Source organism: Nonomuraea sp. NPDC049028, from assembly GCF_043197735.1.
In the GTDB taxonomy this organism is placed as follows: Bacteria; Actinomycetota; Actinomycetes; order Streptosporangiales; family Streptosporangiaceae; genus Nonomuraea.
This window is the reverse complement of the sequence record NZ_JBICTR010000001.1, coordinates 988,931-1,003,381: the sequence shown is the minus strand read 5'-3', so window position 1 is coordinate 1,003,381 and position 14,451 is coordinate 988,931. Positions and strand designations below refer to the sequence as shown.

Sequence of the window (14,451 nt, the reverse complement as noted above, 5' to 3'; positions counted from 1 at the left end):
ACTTCGAGAGAGGACCCGACGTGGCGGAAACGGCCGTACCCAGGCGCGAAATCACGACGCTGGCCGACATCAACCGGCTGGGCACCGCGTTCTGCGGCGCCAAGGCCGTTCTCAGCGCGATCGAGCTGGGCTTGTTCACCGAACTGAGCGCCGGACCGGCCACGGAGGCGGAGCTGTGCGAGCGCCTCGGTCTGCACCCTCGCGCCGTACCCGACTTTCTGTCCACGCTGGCCGCCCTGGGCCTGCTCGACGTGAAAGACGACCACTACGCCAGCACTCCGGCGGCGGCCCGCTTCCTCGACCGCACCTCGCCCTCCTACGGCGGCGGGTTCCTCGAGCGGGCCAACCACATGATGTATCCCGCCTGGGAGAACCTCACCGGCCTGTTGAGGACCGGCGAGCCGCAGGTCGCCGGCCGAGAGGACCAGGCCGCGGCCTTCGAGCGGATGATGGGCGACCCCGACCACCTGGATCGCTTCCTGCGCATGATGGACGCGGTCAGCGGGCCGCTGGGTCCCGAGCTGGCCGCCAAGTTCGACTGGGCGAACTACACCACGGTCGTCGACATCGGCGGCGCTCGCGGAAACCTGCTCGCCCACATTCTCAACGCCCACGAACACCTCAGCGGATATGTCTTCGACCTGCGGGGAATCGAGTCGGCCTTCGGCACGCACATGGAGGCGCTCGGCCTCAGGGACCGGGCACGGTTCGTCAGCGGCGACTTCTTCAAGGACGCGCTGCCCCAGAGCGACGTCCTGATCATCGGACACGTCCTGCACGACTGGTCGCCCGCCGAACGCGCCCAGTTGATCAGGAAGGCTTTCGGCGCCCTCCAGCCCGGCGGGGCGCTCCTCATCTACGACCAGCTCACCGGGCAGGGGCACGGCGGCGACCCCTGGAACGAGATCATCAGCTTGAACATGCAGCTGCTGTCGCCCGGCGGCTCGGAGTACACCCTGACCGAATGCCGCACCTGGCTGCGCGACGCGGGCTTCCAGTCCATCTCCACCTTCACTCTCGGCGAGCACGACACCTGCGTGGTCGCGCTGAAGGACAGGTGAGCTCGGTGCTGGAGGAGTCGCTCCTGCTCGAGACGGAGCTCCGGATCGGTGACGCGTTCGGCGAGATGCTGCAGGCCGCCTTCTACGAGCTGCCGGCCCCTCCCGAGGCGCGCTGGACCTACGACATCGTGGAGCGCGAGGACGGGAACCTCCTGGTCACCCCGGCGGCCCACTGGTTCCAGCCGCCGGCGCTGTGGCCCGAGCACATCGTGACCGGGATGGAGCGGGCCCGCGGCCGCGTGCTCGACGTCGGATGTGGCGCGGGCCGGCACGCCTTGGCGCTCCAGGAGCAAGGGGAGGAGGTGACCGGCCTCGACACCTCCCCAGGTGCCCTCAAGGTCTGCCGGCGCCGTGGTCTACGGTCGGTGGTGCACGCCACCGTCGCCGATCATGCCGTGAACCGCGCGGCCGACGGCGGGCGATATGACACCTTTCTCCTGCTCGGCGCGAACGTGGGCCTGCTCCAGGGGCGGGAGAGCGCCCCGGCCTTCCTCGGCGCCCTCGCCGCGATGGCCACGCCGGGAGCCCGGATCATCGCCGACAGCATGGATCCCGACCTGCTGAGCGAGCTCGACCCGACCCAGGTGGCCTACGGCGAGCTGAACCGGCGCCGCGGCCGCCTGCCCGGGCAGACCCGGATGCGGGTCCGGCACAAGACCATGACCACCTCGTGGTTCGACTACCTGTACTGCTCCCCGGCCGAGCTCGGCGAGCTGGCAGAGGGAACAGCCTGGCGCGTCGAGGAGATCCTCCCCTCGGGCGGCCCGTCCTATGTGGCGACGCTGGTACATAAGCCCTGATCCCCGCCGGACGGAGGAAGAGCACGCACCGTGTACCTGTCAACCATCGGAAGGAGCACCGCTCCCACCGGGAAACGGCCATGGGCCGCCGTCGGCGCCAACGTCGTCGCGCTCGGCGCCGTCAGCATGATCACGGACGTCTCCGCCGAGATGGTCACCGCGGTCCTGCCGCTCTACCTCGTCATCGGGCTGCACCTGGGCCCGGCCGCCTACGGCCTGGTCGACGGCCTGTACACGGGGGCCACCGCCGTGCTCAGGCTGGCCGGCGGGTATGTCGCCGACCGGACGCGCAGGCCCAAGGTCGTCGCGCAGGTGGGGTACGCCCTGTCAGCCGTCGCCAAGCTCGGTCTCCTGGCCGCGGGCTCCGCAGGCGTGATCGGCCTGGTGGTGGCCGTCGACAGAACGGGCAAAGGGCTGCGTACCGCGCCACGCGATGCGCTGATCACGCTGTCCGCCGCCCCCGAGGCACTGGGCAGAGCCTTCGGCCTGCACCGCGCGATGGACAGCTTCGGCGCCTTCCTCGGCCCGATCGCGGCGCTTGCCGTACTCGCCGCCTCTGGGCAGGCCTTCGACGCGGTGTTCGTCGCCAGCTTCTGCGTCGCGGCGGTGGCGGTCATGGTGCTCATGCTGTTCGTACGCGACCATGCGCCCACCGCCGCCCCCGCCCCGCGCGCGCCGTTACGAGAGCTGCTCGGCACCCCCGGCGTGCGGCGGATCGCCGCGGCGGCCTGCCTGCTGGGGCTGACCACCGTCGGCGACGGTTTCGTCTACCTGCTGTTGCAGCAGCGGGAGTCGCTGGCAGTCGGCTGGTTCCCGCTGCTGGCCGTCGGGACCAACCTGGCCTACCTGCTGCTGGCCGCGCCGCTGGGCGCGCTGGCCGACCGGGTCGGGCGACTGCCCGTGGTGCTCGGCGGCTACTGCGCGCTGGCGGCCGTCTACCTGTTGCTGTTCAGCCCGTTGGGCGAATGGCCGCTGCTGGTGGCGGCACTCGGGTTGTACGGCGTGTTCTACGCGGCCACCGACGGCGTCCTGATCGCGCTGGCGGGTCCGATGCTGCCCGAACACCTGCGCACCACGGGGCTCGCCCTCGTCCAGACCGGGCAGGCCCTGGCATACCTGCTCTCCTCGGTCCTGTTCGGGCTCACCTGGCAGCTGTGGGGAGCCGCAACGGCGACCCGGGGAGCCGCCGCGGGCGCCGTCGTCGCGACGCTCGCCACCGCGGTCCTCCTGTCCAGGCGTACGGCCCTGTCCAGGCGTACGGCGGCCCGGTGACCGCCTCCGCCCGCGTCACCATCGCCGCCGTGGTCACGCTGATACTCACCGCCGTCACCGTCTTCTACATACGGCACGCGGTCGCGCGCAGCACACCCATCCCGCCGGTCGCGACGACCGAGGCGGCCACCGGTCGCGGCATTCTCGTGCGCAGCACGGCCCCGGGATCGAGGAACCGGGTCATGAGAGTCTCGCTCGCCGACCACTCCGCCGCGCCCACCTCGCTCACGTGCAGCCGGGTCTACGCCTCCGGCGGCACCACCGTGTGCCTGCGGCCCGAGGGCGCACTCGGCACCTACCAGGTCGCCGTCCTGGACGCGCGGCCGCACCAGACGAAGGTCTTCTCCCTGGCCGGATTGCCCAACAGGGCCAGGGTCTCGGCCGATGGCCGGATGGTCGCCTGGACGGTCTTCGTCACGGGCGACTCCTACGACAGCAGCACGTTCTCCACGCGTGCCGGGATCTTCGACACCCGTACGGGCGAGCTGACGGTCACGCTGGAGGACTTCGCCGTCACCGGTGGCGACGGGCTCACCACGGCGCCTGACCGCAACTTCTGGGGCATCACCTTCGATGCCGACGATGATCACTTCTACGCCACCATGTCCACCGGCGGCCACCGCTATCTGGTGGCGGGAGACCTCGCCGTCCGCACGGTGAGAATCCTGCGGGACAACGTCGAATGCCCCTCACTGTCCCCCGACGGTACTCGCCTCGCCTTCAAGGAGGCCGTCGGTGGCGATCCGGCACACGGCTGGCGGCTGTCCGTCCTGGACCTGTCCACCCAACGGGTGACCCACCTGGCCGAGACTCGCAGTGTGGACGATCAGGCGATGTGGCTGGACCGCCAGACGCTCGCCTACGCGATCATCCGTCCCTGGGGCCACGCCGATGTGTGGTCGGCGGCCGCCGACGGCTCAGGAACCCCCAAGCTCCTGGCCGCGGAGGCGGACTCCCCCTCCCCCGCCTGAGATGGGCCGGATCGACCGCGCTCACCGTACGGACGCCGAGACGGCTCCCCCGAACAAGGTGAGCACGTCGCGGACGAAACGGGTCCGAGACAGGCCCAGGCAGCGCAGCGCCAGACCGTGATCGACGGCGACCACGGTCACCGTGCCGAGCATCAGGCCCCACCAGCAGCCCGTCAGCACGGCGGGTGAGCTAGCAGGCGGGCGTGGCTCTGCTCTTCCGCGACGAAGAGGCGGACTGCCGCGCTATATGTGTCGTCCTCGGCTTTGTCCGCTTCGCCGATCAGAGCGGTGTCATCCCCGGCTTTGTCCGCTTTGCCGACCAGCGCGGCGCCGTCGCCGCTCTCGCCGATCTGGAAGCGCTGGGGTACGGACGGATTGTGGACAAATCCTGCGGGTGATCGTCGAGGTTTCGTGCAGATTGTCCGCCAGCAGCCGCAGGGTCGTGGACCGCGGAATGTCAAGATTGCCGCCACCTGGGTAGAGGGGGCCGCATGAGCGGCGACGGATCACATCAGGCGACTCTCGCGGCGCTGGCCGCCAACGTGGGAGTCGCGGCCACCAAGTTCGTGGCCTTCTTCTTCACCGGCTCCTCGGCGATGCTCGCCGAGGGCATCCATTCCATCGCCGACACGGGTAACCAGGGCCTGCTCATGCTCGGCCGGCGGCGGGCCAAGCGGGAGCCGAGCGCCGATCACCCTTTCGGCTACGGGCGCGAGCGCTACTTCTACGGCTTCCTGGTGTCGCTCGTGCTGTTCTTCGGGGGCGGGCTGTTCGCCCTGTACGAGGGGTACGAGAAGATCACCCACCCGCATCCGCTGGAGAGCTGGCCGTGGGCGGTCGGGGTTCTGGTGGTGGCGATCGTCATGGAGGCGCTCTCGCTGCGGACCGCCGTACGCAACTCCAACCGGGTGCGTGACGGCCGGTCGTGGGCCGGGTTCATCCGCGACGCGAAGGCGCCCGAGCTGCCGGTGGTGCTGCTGGAGGACACGGCGGCGCTGGCCGGGCTGGTGTTCGCGCTCGTCGGCGTCGGGCTGACGGTGCTCACCGGGAACTCCGCCTTCGACGGTCTCGGCTCGATCGCCATCGGGCTGCTGCTGGTCGCGGTGGCGGTGACGCTGGCCAGGGAGACCAAGAGCATGATCATCGGCGAGGCGGCCACGCCCGCCGTTCAGGACGCCATCGAGAAGGTTTTGGACGGCGACCCGTCCATCCAGGCGTTCGCCCAGGTACGGACCCTGCACCTGGGGCCGGAGGACCTGCTGATCGCCGCCCGGGTGACGATGCACTCGTCGGGCGACGTGGACGGGGCCGCGCAGGCGCTGGCGGAGACGGAGCGGCGGATCAGGGAGCAGGTCTCGATCGCGTCGGCGGTGTACCTGCAGCCGACCCCGCCGGAGAGGGTGCCGTGAAGCAGGTCGATGCTCCGTGAAGGCGGGTCAACGTGCCGTGAACTCAAGCGGCTCTGCCTGCGCTTGCTGCGCGTCTGAGGTCCAGCGAGCGGCCGCTGCGCCTGCGAGCCGTTGCCGGCGTGGGCCGACGCACCGGCTCAGTGAATAAATGCGTTGCCCCTCGATGATCCGTCCGGCATGCTTCTCGACATGAAGAACCTCAGCAGCGACGCGATGCGCCACGGTCATATGGTCCGCCATGGCCGTATGCCCTGGGGTCTTCGTCACTGACGTCACAGTCAGCGAGCCGCCGCCCAGGACCACACGGTCTGGGCGGTTTTTTAGTTCCCGATGGCGGGTGAGGGTGCTGGTGTGCCCGGCGGTTTCATAAACCGCTGCAGGCGGGTTCGATCCCCGCACCCGCTACCGGGCCTTCGTGGCGCAGTGGAGAGCGCGCCTGCTTGCGGAGCAGGAGGACGCCGGTTCGAATCCGGCCGAAGGCACTGCGGCCGATCCCGAAGCGAACGAGGGACCAAGTTGTGATCTTGGTGAAAGCGGGTTCAAGTCCCGTCGGCCGCCCCACGTCGGTGTCATCGAGAGGGTGTGGAAACCGGGCCGGTCGAGGATCGTGCGGATCCCGGCCTGGGTCGGGGGTCCGGCTCGGCGCGGGCCACCGTGATGTGCTCGCGCGGGTCGGCGAGGAGGTCCTCGCGGCGACCGGCCGGCCTCTACGGTTAAGCCCTATGCCGACACCCTCTGGCCCCTTCACCGGACGTACGATCGACGGCCTCGCACGCGACCTGCGCGACGGCCGGACCACCTCCACGGCGCTCGCCCAGCTGGCGCTCGACGCCATCGCCGAGCTCGACCCGCTGCTCAACGCGTTCATCACCGTGGACGCCGCCGGGGCGCGGGCTGCGGCGCGGCGCGCGGACGAGGAGCTGGCCGGGGGCGTCGACCGGGGGGCGCTGCATGGCGTGCCGGTCGGTGTGAAGGACCTCATCATGGTCGCCGGGCTGCCCGCGACCATGGGCTCGCGGCACTTCGCCGGTCACGTCGCGGTCGCCGACGCCGCCTGCGTGACCCGCCTGCGCCAGGCCGGTGCCGTCGTCATCGGCAAGACGAACACCCACGAGTTCGCGTACGGCCCCACGGGCGATCGTTCCGCCGCCGGCCCGTCGCGCAATCCGTGGGAACCCGCGCGCATGTCGGGCGGCTCCAGCGGCGGCAGCGCGGTCGCCGTGGCGGCGGGCATGGTGCCGGTGGCCCTCGGCACCGACACCGGTGGTTCGGTCCGCATTCCGGCGGCACTGTGCGGGGTCGCCGGTTTCAAGCCGGCGTACGGGGTGATCCCGGTCGACGGTGTCTTCCCCTTGGCGCAGACCTTCGACACCGTCGGGCTTCTCGCGGGCCACGAGCGGGACTGCCTGATCGCCTACCGGTCCCTCGTCCCCGCCGGTGTCCAGAAGGGGGACGGCTGGCCGGCGCGGGTCGCCTGGCTTGATCCCGCCGGTGTGTTCGCCTGCGACCCGCAGGTGGCCCGTACGGTACGCCGGGCCGTGGAGGCGGGCACCGGACCGCTGGAGGAGCTCGCGTTCCCATCCAAGGAGGTGGACGAGCTGCGCGAGACCTTCACCGCCATTCAGAGCAGCGAGGCGGCGGCCGTACACGCCGACCGGCTGGCCGAGGCGCCCGAGCTGTTCGACCCCGAGCTGCTCGAACGCCTGCGCGGCGCCGCCGAGATGCCGGGCTGGCGGTACGTACGGGCCATGCGGGCCCGCCCACGGCTCGCCGAGAGCGTCGGCGCGCTGTTCGAGCGGCATGACGTGCTCGCGCTGCCGACCGTACCGCTCACCGCGCCGTTTCTCGGTCAGCGGACGACCGAGCTGGACGGCGGGGCCGTCGCCGTGCGAGCCGCGCTGCTCGCCCTGACGAGCATGTGGAACGTGGTCGGTTTTCCGGCGCTGAGTGTCCCGGCCGGAACGGTGCGCGGCCTGCCGGTCGGGTTGCAGCTCGTCTGCCGTCCCGGTGGGGAGCATCTGCTGTTCGAAACCGCCGGGGCCACGCATGGAGGCCCGCCGCCCGGGTAGCCGACTGCGAATGCGGATCCAGGACTGGTTCCTCACGGACCAGGAAAGAGGCAATCCGGCGACCAAGCTCGACGCCTGGTCGACGGGTAACGACGTACGCCCGCTGATCCACGGCGCGACCTACTTCGCCGAGCTGAAGACCTGCGTCGAGGCGCTGCGCGAGGACGACTTACTCCTGTTCGCCGACTGGCGCGGCGATCCCGACGAGCGGCTCGCCGAGAACGGGCCCTCCGTGGGCGACGCGATGGCCGCCGCCGCGCACAAAGGCGCGCTGGTCAGAGGGCTCATCTGGCGTTCGCACCTGGACCGGTTACGCTTCAGCTCGGCCGAGAACCGGCACCTGGGCGAGGCGATCGAGGCCGCGGGCGGGCAGGCCGTCCTCGACACGCGGACCAAGCCGGGCGGCTCGCACCACCAGAAGTTCGTCATCCTGCGTCATGACGGCGATCCGGTCGCCGACGTGGCCTTCCTCGGCGGCATCGACCTGTGTCACAGCCGCCGGGACGACGCCGACCACCTCGGCGATCCGCAGGCGTGCCCGATGCCCGGCGAGTACGGCCGGCGGCCCCCGTGGCACGACGTCCAGGTCGCCATCCACGGCCCCGCGGTGGCGGAGGTGGAGAAGGTGTTCTGCGAGCGGTGGGAGGATCCCGCGCCGGAGACCAGGGATCCGATCAGGCGGCTGCGCGACCATTTCGCCAGGATGGACGACGTTCCTCCGCTGCCCGAGCCGGGGCCGCCGCCGCCTCCTGCGGGCACGCACACCGTACAGCTCCTGCGCACCTATCCCGCCAGGCGTAGCAGTTACCCGTTCGCGCCGGAGGGCGAGCGGAGCGTGGCGCACGCCTACCAGAAGGTGCTCGGGCGGGCCCGTTCGCTGGTCTACCTGGAAGATCAGTATCTGTGGTCCACGGACGTGATCGAGCCGTTCGCCGAGGCGCTGGAGCGCGAGCCCGATCTGCGGATGGTCATCGTGGTGCCCCGCCACCCCGACCAGGACGGCTGGCTGGCCGGGCCCGCGAGCCTGATCGGCCGGGTCCACGCGCTGAACCGGCTGCTGCGGGCGGGCGGCGACCGGGTCGCCCTGTACGACCTGGAGAACCATGAGGGCACCCCCGTCTACGTGCACGCCAAGGTCTGCGTGGTCGACGACGTGTGGGCCTCGGTCGGGTCCGACAACGTCAACCTGCGCTCCTGGAGCTACGACTCGGAGCTGAGCTGTGCCGTACTCGATGAGCAGGAGGATCCGCGCGAGCCGCCCGGCGCCCGGCGGTTCGCCCGCGAGCTGCGCCTGGCGCTGATGGGCGAGCACCTGGACCTGCCCGAGGACGGCGCGGCCCGCGACGAGCTGTGCGATCCCGTGGCCGCGTTCGACGCCTTCGCCGACGCGGCGGCGCGGCTCGAAGCCTGGCATGCGGGCGCCCGTAAGGGTCCGCGACCGCCGGGGCGGCTGCGGCCGCATTCCTATCCCGAGCTGCCCCGGGTGCGCGGGCTGCTCGCCACGCCGCTCTACCGCCTGGCGGTCGATCCCGACGGGCGGCCTCCCGCACTGCGGAGATCCAGGACTTTCTAGCGCTCGCTGCTGTCCTAAGGCCACCCTCCGTGATCACTCGGCGGCGCGCTGCCCTATCCTGTACGGCTCTGTGCAGCTGAGGAAGGGAACCCGAGTGAACGTGAGCCTGCGCCCGGTCCGTGCGGCGGACCTGGATGTGTTCGAGGAGAATCTGGGCAGCCCGAAGGGGACCGGCGAGCTGCAGTGGTTCGGCCATCGCACCCTGCACGCGATGCGCGAGGAGTTCGCGGCGACCGGGCTGCTGAGCGCCGAGGGCGGCTATTTCACCATTGACGCCCGTGGCGAGGTGGCCGGGTGGATGCACTGGTTCCAGCGGATCTGGGGTCCGCGGCACACCTCCTGGTGCTGGTCGCTGTCCATCGTGATCTTCCCGCGCCATCGCGGCAAGGGTGTGGGCAGCCGGGCGCACCGCGAGCTGGTGACGTACCTGTTCGACCACACCCGGGCCGAGCGGATCGAGGCCATTACCGATGTCACCAACCTCGCAGAGCAGGGCGCGCTGGCCAATGCCGGATTTGAACGTGAAGGCGTGATCCGCCGGGCCCAGTGGCGCGGCGGAAGCTGGCACGACCAGCTGTTGTATTCGGTGCTGCGGCCGGAGAAGTAGTGCCTGGCGCCGTCCCTGCTCTCAGCGCACGCCGCGCGGCCGGAACTGGATGCTGATGCGCGGCCCGGTGGGGCGGGTGGTCTTGGGGATCGCGTGCTCCCACGTGCGCTGGCAACTGCCGCCCATCACGATGAGGTCGCCGTGCCCCAGGTCGTGACGGATCGAGGCGCCGCCGCCCCGGGGGCGCAGCAGCAGCGGGCGCGGGGCGCCGACCGAGATGATCGCGACCATGGTGTCCTCGGTGCCGCCCCTGCCCAGGGTGTCGCCGTGCCAGGCCACGCTGTCGCGGCCGTCGCGGTAGAAGCAGAGCCCGGCCGTGCGGAACGGCTCCCCGAGCTCCTCGGCGTAGCGCTCGTTGAGCGCGCGCAGGGCGTCGTCGAGCGCCGGATCGGGCAGCGGCTCGTCCTCGTCGTAGAAGGCGAGCAGCCGCGGCACGTCGACTACTTTGTCGTACATCCGGCGCCGTTCGGCCCGCCACGGCACCACCTCGCACAGCCGGGAGAACAGCGCGTCGGCCTCCGCCAGCCAGCCGGGCCCGAAGTCGATCCACGCCTCGCGCTCCAGACGCGTCCGGCGGATCGCCGAGCCGACGAGCTCGTCGGCTCCCAGCAGAGAAGCTTGGAAAACAGCCGTCATGGCATCAAGTGTAGGCGATCGTTCAAACATTCATTCGATTAGGTCCGCAGACCGGCTGCGCCCGGCCATCACGGCCGGGCGCGCGGCTCGTCGTCCCACCCGCCCGGTCTGTACGGCACGCAGCCCGTACAGACCGGGGCGGCCACGCAGGCCGCCGATCCCCACGGGTCCAGTATCGGGTATCCCCGCCCGTCACGCCTGTTACCGCGCTGGCCCTTTGTGGCGCCTGCTGCCGTTTCGGTCAGGTGCGGCCGCGGTGGGCGGCGACGCGCTCGCGGGTGGCACACCGCGTGCTGCAGTAGCGCCGCGGGCTGCCGCCCCCCAGGTCCAGGTACGGCCGGCGGCAGGTGGCCGAGGCGCACAGCCCGCCCGGCATTCGCTGGTGATCGGCCAGCAGGACGGCCAGCGCCAGGGCCGAGGAGGCCAGGAACCACTCCCCCCACGGCGCGTAGTCGTCGCCGTCCACGTGCAGGTGCCACGGAGTCGTGCCCGCGTGGTTCGTCAGGCGCGGCGCCCGCGCGGCCGTCGCCAGAAGATCGTTCAGCCGGGCGGCCGCCACGTCGGGACCGGCGGCGGCGAAGACGGCGACCAGCCGCTCCGCCGCGGCCCGCATCGCCGCCAGGTCGGCCTCGCCCAGGTCCAGGTCGCCGGTTTCGCCGTGGTCGCGCAGCACCCGCGCGACGGACTCCGCCGACGGCTCCTCGTGCAGCAGCGCGACGCACAGGGCCACGGCCCGGGCCGCCATCGCTTTGGTCGAGTGAACCGCCACGCCAGCAGCGTATGCCCGCGGACACGGAAACGGCGGGGCTCCCCCAGCCCCGCCGCGCCGCGTCGAACCTGACGAGAGCTCAGCCGCCGCAGGCCGCGAAGACGTAGCTGTCCTTCAGGAGCGAGTAGTGGTCCCGGACCTTGACGGCCCCGGTTTCGGTGTCGATCTGGACGATCGTCATCTTGTTCGCCTTGCCGTCGGGGTACCGCACGAGGTGCAGCGTCACCTGCCGCTCGCCGGTCCAGTCGATCATGTGGAGGTCGCCGGCCGGCAGCTTGACCTTCCGCTTGGCGATGACCTGGTCGCTCTGCATGTCGTACAGGACGAGCTGGGACTTGGCGCCGCCCATGACGACGTTGGCGGTGGTCCGGCCGTCGGCCGCGAGGGCCGACGGGGAGTTCGAGGCGACGATCTGCGGCGGCGTGGCCCGGTAGAGCTGTTCGCCGGACTCGCTGTAGGCGATCAGGTCCGTGACGGACTCGTCGGCGGAGACCTCGGTCAGCAGTTCGCCGCCGTCGGCGCTGAAGCCGAGCAGCGTCTGCCGGCCGGGCGTCGAGCCGAGCAGGGTGCCGGTGGCCGTGTCGAAGATCCGCGTCTTCACCGCCTTGTCGGTGGCGAAGACGGCCGCGAGCCGGCCGCCGTCGTCGGAGAGCTGGAACGTCACGTCGTACTGGGCCACGCGCGGCAGCGCGTCCTTGGCGAAGACCTTCACCCCGGCCCCCATGGTCCGTACGGCCAGCCGCCCGGACTTGGTGAAGTACGCGACCCGCCGGCCGTTACCGCTGACGGCGATGGGCGCGACCTGGGTGTGCGACGACTTGCCGTTCGCCTCGCGGGCGATGGTCTCGGCGTCGGGCAGAGAGCCCTTCTCCCCACTGTGCATCACCAGCCGCCACTCGCCGCACGGCCGCTGCTCGCCCTTGACCGTGCAGCCCTTGACCGAGGCGTAGCGGATGCCGTCGTGGTGGTCATGTGGCGTGGCCTGGGCAGCCTGAGGCGCGGTCACCAGGGCGGCCAGCCCTGCCGCGATCGCCACGGCGATCCTGATCTTCATGGTCGTCACTCCCCCGCCACTCTGAAGGCGTACCTGGTCTTGCTGATCGAGTACTTGTCCGTCTGCGTGGCGGCGCCGGTCTCCGTGTCGACGGTGAACTCCCGTACCACCGCCGTCGAGCCTTCGTCACCTGTCTGCACGAGCACCGTGAGCCGCCCGTCCGCGCTCCACTGGGCGAGGTACGGCGTCTGCGCCGGCTTCAGCGCCAGATCCACGCCCGCGGAGAGGTCCCCGGTCTCCAGGTCGTAGATCCGCAGCCGAGGGGCCTTCTTGGCTTCCTCGTCCCCGGAGATGATCACCGCGACGGTCTTGCCGTCCGCGGCCAGCGCGGTCATGGCGGAGTTCGCCACGACCTGCGACGGCGTGCGCTTGACGGAGGTGCCGTCGGCCCGGTACGCGATCAGCGTGAGGGTGTTGTCGCGATTGAAGCGCTGGGCCAGCACCTCGCCCCCGTCAGCGCTGAAGCCGTTCATCGAGTCCTTGGCGGGCAGCTCGACGATCTTGCCGGTGGCGATCGTGACCACCCTGGACGGGGCGCGCTCCTTCTCATCGGTGGAGTCGACCAGCAGCTTGTCCCCCTGGGGCGACAGGTACAGGCTGAGCGGGCTCGTCCCATACCGCTTGGGCACCAGGGACGCGGCCAGCACCTTGACCGGTCCGCCCGCCGCCTGCCGTACGACGATGCGGTGGTCGCCGGCCCGCTCGTAGGCGATCACGCGGCCGTCGCCGCTGATGGCGAACAGGCCGGCGTCGTCGAGCTTCCTGCCCTTGCCGTCGATCTCGGTGGCGGCGGCGTCCTTGACGGTGAGCTTCCCGCCGTCACGCGTGATCAGCCGCCAGTGGCCGCAGGGGTAGGTGGTCTCGTTCTTCTTGTCGGTGCAGGTCTTGATCCAGGCCGCCCGGACCTGGGAAGGGCCTGCTTGGGCGTACGCGGCGGGGGGAGTGATCCCCAGCCCGCCGATGACCGCCGACGCGAGGAGCGCGGCGGCCGCTGAGGTGTGCCTCATGGTGGTGTTCCCTTCACTCGTCCGGTTAGATACCGGCGGAGTGAAACGGGTTGATCACAGGTGAGACACATTCATGTGCCCGCCCGGACAGGTGGTCAGCGCAGCGGGCGGCGGCCCGCGAAGCCCAGTTCCGTGCGGTGATACCAGGTCAGCTCGGTCTCGCCCTCGATCCAGCACAGGCGTACGGACACCCCGTCGAGCACGGCGGGAAAGTCGATGAGGACCGGCGCGATCCCCTTCACCTCGATGCCCTGTCCGGTCCAGGTGCTGAGGATCTCCTCGATGCGCGCCTCGATCGCCTTCATCTCGGGGATGCCGCCCAGCGCGGACCCGCCGGCGCTCTCGCGGTCGAAGGCGATCTCGGCCAGGTCGGCGCGGGCGGCGATCAGCACGCCGGCGTCGTCGATGATCGACGGCATGAGCGAGCGCGCCTCGTCGAGGGTGAACGTCCTGGCCATGTGCGAACGCTATCGGGTGGGCTCGTAGGCGCGCATCATCGTCACCGGTTCGGCTCGTAGGCGCGCACGAGCAGTTGCTCGGCGTCGTCGAGGTAGGCGTCGAGGAAGGCGGCGGCCTCGTCCGGCCGGTCGGCTTCGAGGAGCTCGAGGAGCTTGCGGTTGCGGGTGACGAACGGCTCGTGGAAGGCGCGCGGGTTCTTCATGACGTGGAAGACGAGCCGCAGCTCGGCCAGGAGCTGGCGCATGGCCTCGTCGAGCCGGGGGCTCTGGTTGAGCGTCACCAGCGCCTGGTGGAAGCGGATGTTGGCGGTGCCCACGCCGCGCCAGTCGTCGTCGGCGGCGGCCCGCTCGGCGTCGGCCACGGCCTCCCTGATCACGGCCAGCTCCTGGCCGCTCGGGCGGCGCCGGACGGCCGCGCCCTCGATCACCCGGCGTACGCGGTAGAGGTCCGCGACGTCCTCGGCCGACAGGATCCGGACGAACACGCCCCTGTTGAGCCGGTGGTCCAGCAGCCCTTCGTGGCCGAGCAGCCGGAACGCCTCGCGCAGCGTGTTGCGCGACACGCCCAGCGCGTCCGCGATGGCCTCCTCGGACAGGCGCTGACCTGGCTCGAAGAAGCCCTCGGTGACACGGTCGCGCAGGATGTCGGCCACCCGCTCGGCCGTGCTGCTGCGGCCCAGCCTGGACCGGTCATGTTCGAGATCCGAAAGGGGGCTGTCCACCGCGTCATCCACAGTCAACAGGGAATCATCCAACAAACCTCTT

General features: G+C 70.9%; 16 protein-coding genes and 3 tRNA genes. 12 read left to right on the top strand and 7 right to left on the bottom strand.

All coding sequences use genetic code 11. From position 1 onward, the window contains the following. Positions 1-20: 20 nt before the first annotated feature. Genes ACGFJ2_RS04435 through ACGFJ2_RS04420 form a run of 4 tightly spaced genes read left to right on the top strand, consistent with a single transcriptional unit; the run spans position 21 to position 4,104 of the window. Positions 21-1,061 carry a methyltransferase gene (locus ACGFJ2_RS04435; protein ID WP_393464547.1) on the top strand — a complete coding sequence of 347 codons (1,041 nt, stop codon included), beginning with the start codon at positions 21-23 and terminating at the stop codon, positions 1,059-1,061. Further along, entirely contained in the window at positions 1,058-1,861 is an 804-nt protein-coding gene (locus ACGFJ2_RS04430) for a class I SAM-dependent methyltransferase (protein WP_393464544.1), read from the top strand. The genes ACGFJ2_RS04435 and ACGFJ2_RS04430 overlap by 4 nt, the downstream gene beginning before the upstream one ends. A 30-nt stretch (positions 1,862-1,891) precedes the next feature. Further along, the gene (locus tag ACGFJ2_RS04425) at positions 1,892-3,133 is read left to right on the top strand and encodes an MFS transporter (protein WP_393464541.1); all 1,242 of its coding nucleotides are present in this window, start codon (positions 1,892-1,894) and stop codon (positions 3,131-3,133) included. Further along, positions 3,130-4,104 carry a hypothetical protein gene (locus ACGFJ2_RS04420; protein ID WP_357951553.1) on the top strand — a complete coding sequence of 325 codons (975 nt, stop codon included), beginning with the start codon at positions 3,130-3,132 and terminating at the stop codon, positions 4,102-4,104. The genes ACGFJ2_RS04425 and ACGFJ2_RS04420 overlap by 4 nt, the downstream gene beginning before the upstream one ends. Positions 4,105-4,125: 21 nt before the next feature. On the opposite strand, the gene ACGFJ2_RS04415 is transcribed toward ACGFJ2_RS04420, so the two are convergent. Further along, the gene (locus ACGFJ2_RS04415; protein WP_393464538.1) at positions 4,126-4,284 is read right to left on the bottom strand and encodes a hypothetical protein; all 159 of its coding nucleotides are present in this window, start codon (positions 4,282-4,284) and stop codon (positions 4,126-4,128) included. A 23-nt stretch (positions 4,285-4,307) separates the two neighbouring features. Here ACGFJ2_RS04415 and ACGFJ2_RS04410 point away from each other — a divergent pair, with 23 nt between their 5' ends. The 8 genes from ACGFJ2_RS04410 to ACGFJ2_RS04375 all read left to right on the top strand — a co-directional run bounded on the left by ACGFJ2_RS04410 (position 4,308) and on the right by ACGFJ2_RS04375 (position 9,762). Continuing rightward, on the top strand, positions 4,308-4,502 hold the full coding sequence (locus ACGFJ2_RS04410) for a hypothetical protein (RefSeq protein WP_393464535.1): 195 nt from the start codon (positions 4,308-4,310) through the stop codon (positions 4,500-4,502). 93 nt (positions 4,503-4,595) lie between these two features. Continuing rightward, positions 4,596-5,513 carry a cation diffusion facilitator family transporter gene (locus ACGFJ2_RS04405; RefSeq protein ID WP_357951548.1) on the top strand — a complete coding sequence of 306 codons (918 nt, stop codon included), beginning with the start codon at positions 4,596-4,598 and terminating at the stop codon, positions 5,511-5,513. A 332-nt stretch (positions 5,514-5,845) separates the two neighbouring features. Further along, positions 5,846-5,918 (top strand) — tRNA-Met (locus ACGFJ2_RS04400). 4 nt (positions 5,919-5,922) lie between these two features. Next, a tRNA-Arg gene (locus tag ACGFJ2_RS04395) sits at positions 5,923-5,995 on the top strand. 2 nt (positions 5,996-5,997) lie between these two features. Next, positions 5,998-6,074 (top strand) — tRNA-His (locus ACGFJ2_RS04390). Positions 6,075-6,235: 161 nt separating this feature from the next. After that, entirely contained in the window at positions 6,236-7,582 is a 1,347-nt protein-coding gene (locus ACGFJ2_RS04385; RefSeq protein WP_393464532.1) for an amidase, read from the top strand. 10 nt (positions 7,583-7,592) lie between these two features. Further along, positions 7,593-9,155: a phospholipase D family protein gene (locus ACGFJ2_RS04380; RefSeq protein ID WP_393464529.1), complete on the top strand. Its 1,563-nt coding sequence runs from the start codon at positions 7,593-7,595 to the stop codon at positions 9,153-9,155. Positions 9,156-9,249: 94 nt separating this feature from the next. Then, on the top strand, positions 9,250-9,762 hold the full coding sequence (locus ACGFJ2_RS04375; RefSeq protein ID WP_357951542.1) for a GNAT family protein: 513 nt from the start codon (positions 9,250-9,252) through the stop codon (positions 9,760-9,762). 21 nt (positions 9,763-9,783) lie between these two features. Here ACGFJ2_RS04375 and ACGFJ2_RS04370 read toward each other — a convergent pair whose 3' ends face one another. From ACGFJ2_RS04370 to ACGFJ2_RS04345, 6 genes are all read right to left on the bottom strand, one after another. Continuing rightward, positions 9,784-10,398 (bottom strand): alpha-ketoglutarate-dependent dioxygenase AlkB, encoded by a 615-nt coding sequence (locus ACGFJ2_RS04370; RefSeq protein WP_393464526.1) that lies wholly within the window; start codon positions 10,396-10,398, stop codon positions 9,784-9,786. A 241-nt stretch (positions 10,399-10,639) separates the two neighbouring features. Then, positions 10,640-11,167, bottom strand: coding sequence for a CGNR zinc finger domain-containing protein (locus ACGFJ2_RS04365; protein WP_393464523.1), 528 nt, complete (start codon positions 11,165-11,167; stop codon positions 10,640-10,642). Between the two features lie 79 nt (positions 11,168-11,246). Beyond that, entirely contained in the window at positions 11,247-12,221 is a 975-nt protein-coding gene (locus tag ACGFJ2_RS04360) for a hypothetical protein (protein WP_393464520.1), read from the bottom strand. A 5-nt stretch (positions 12,222-12,226) separates the two neighbouring features. Then, positions 12,227-13,228, bottom strand: coding sequence for a hypothetical protein (locus ACGFJ2_RS04355; protein WP_393464517.1), 1,002 nt, complete (start codon positions 13,226-13,228; stop codon positions 12,227-12,229). Between the two features lie 95 nt (positions 13,229-13,323). Beyond that, positions 13,324-13,686: a DUF2203 domain-containing protein gene (locus ACGFJ2_RS04350; RefSeq protein WP_358182729.1), complete on the bottom strand. Its 363-nt coding sequence runs from the start codon at positions 13,684-13,686 to the stop codon at positions 13,324-13,326. A gap of 41 nt (positions 13,687-13,727) precedes the next feature. Further along, positions 13,728-14,420, bottom strand: a complete 693-nt coding sequence (locus ACGFJ2_RS04345) for a GntR family transcriptional regulator (RefSeq protein ID WP_357951614.1) — start codon at positions 14,418-14,420, stop codon at positions 13,728-13,730. Positions 14,421-14,451 lie beyond the last annotated feature (31 nt).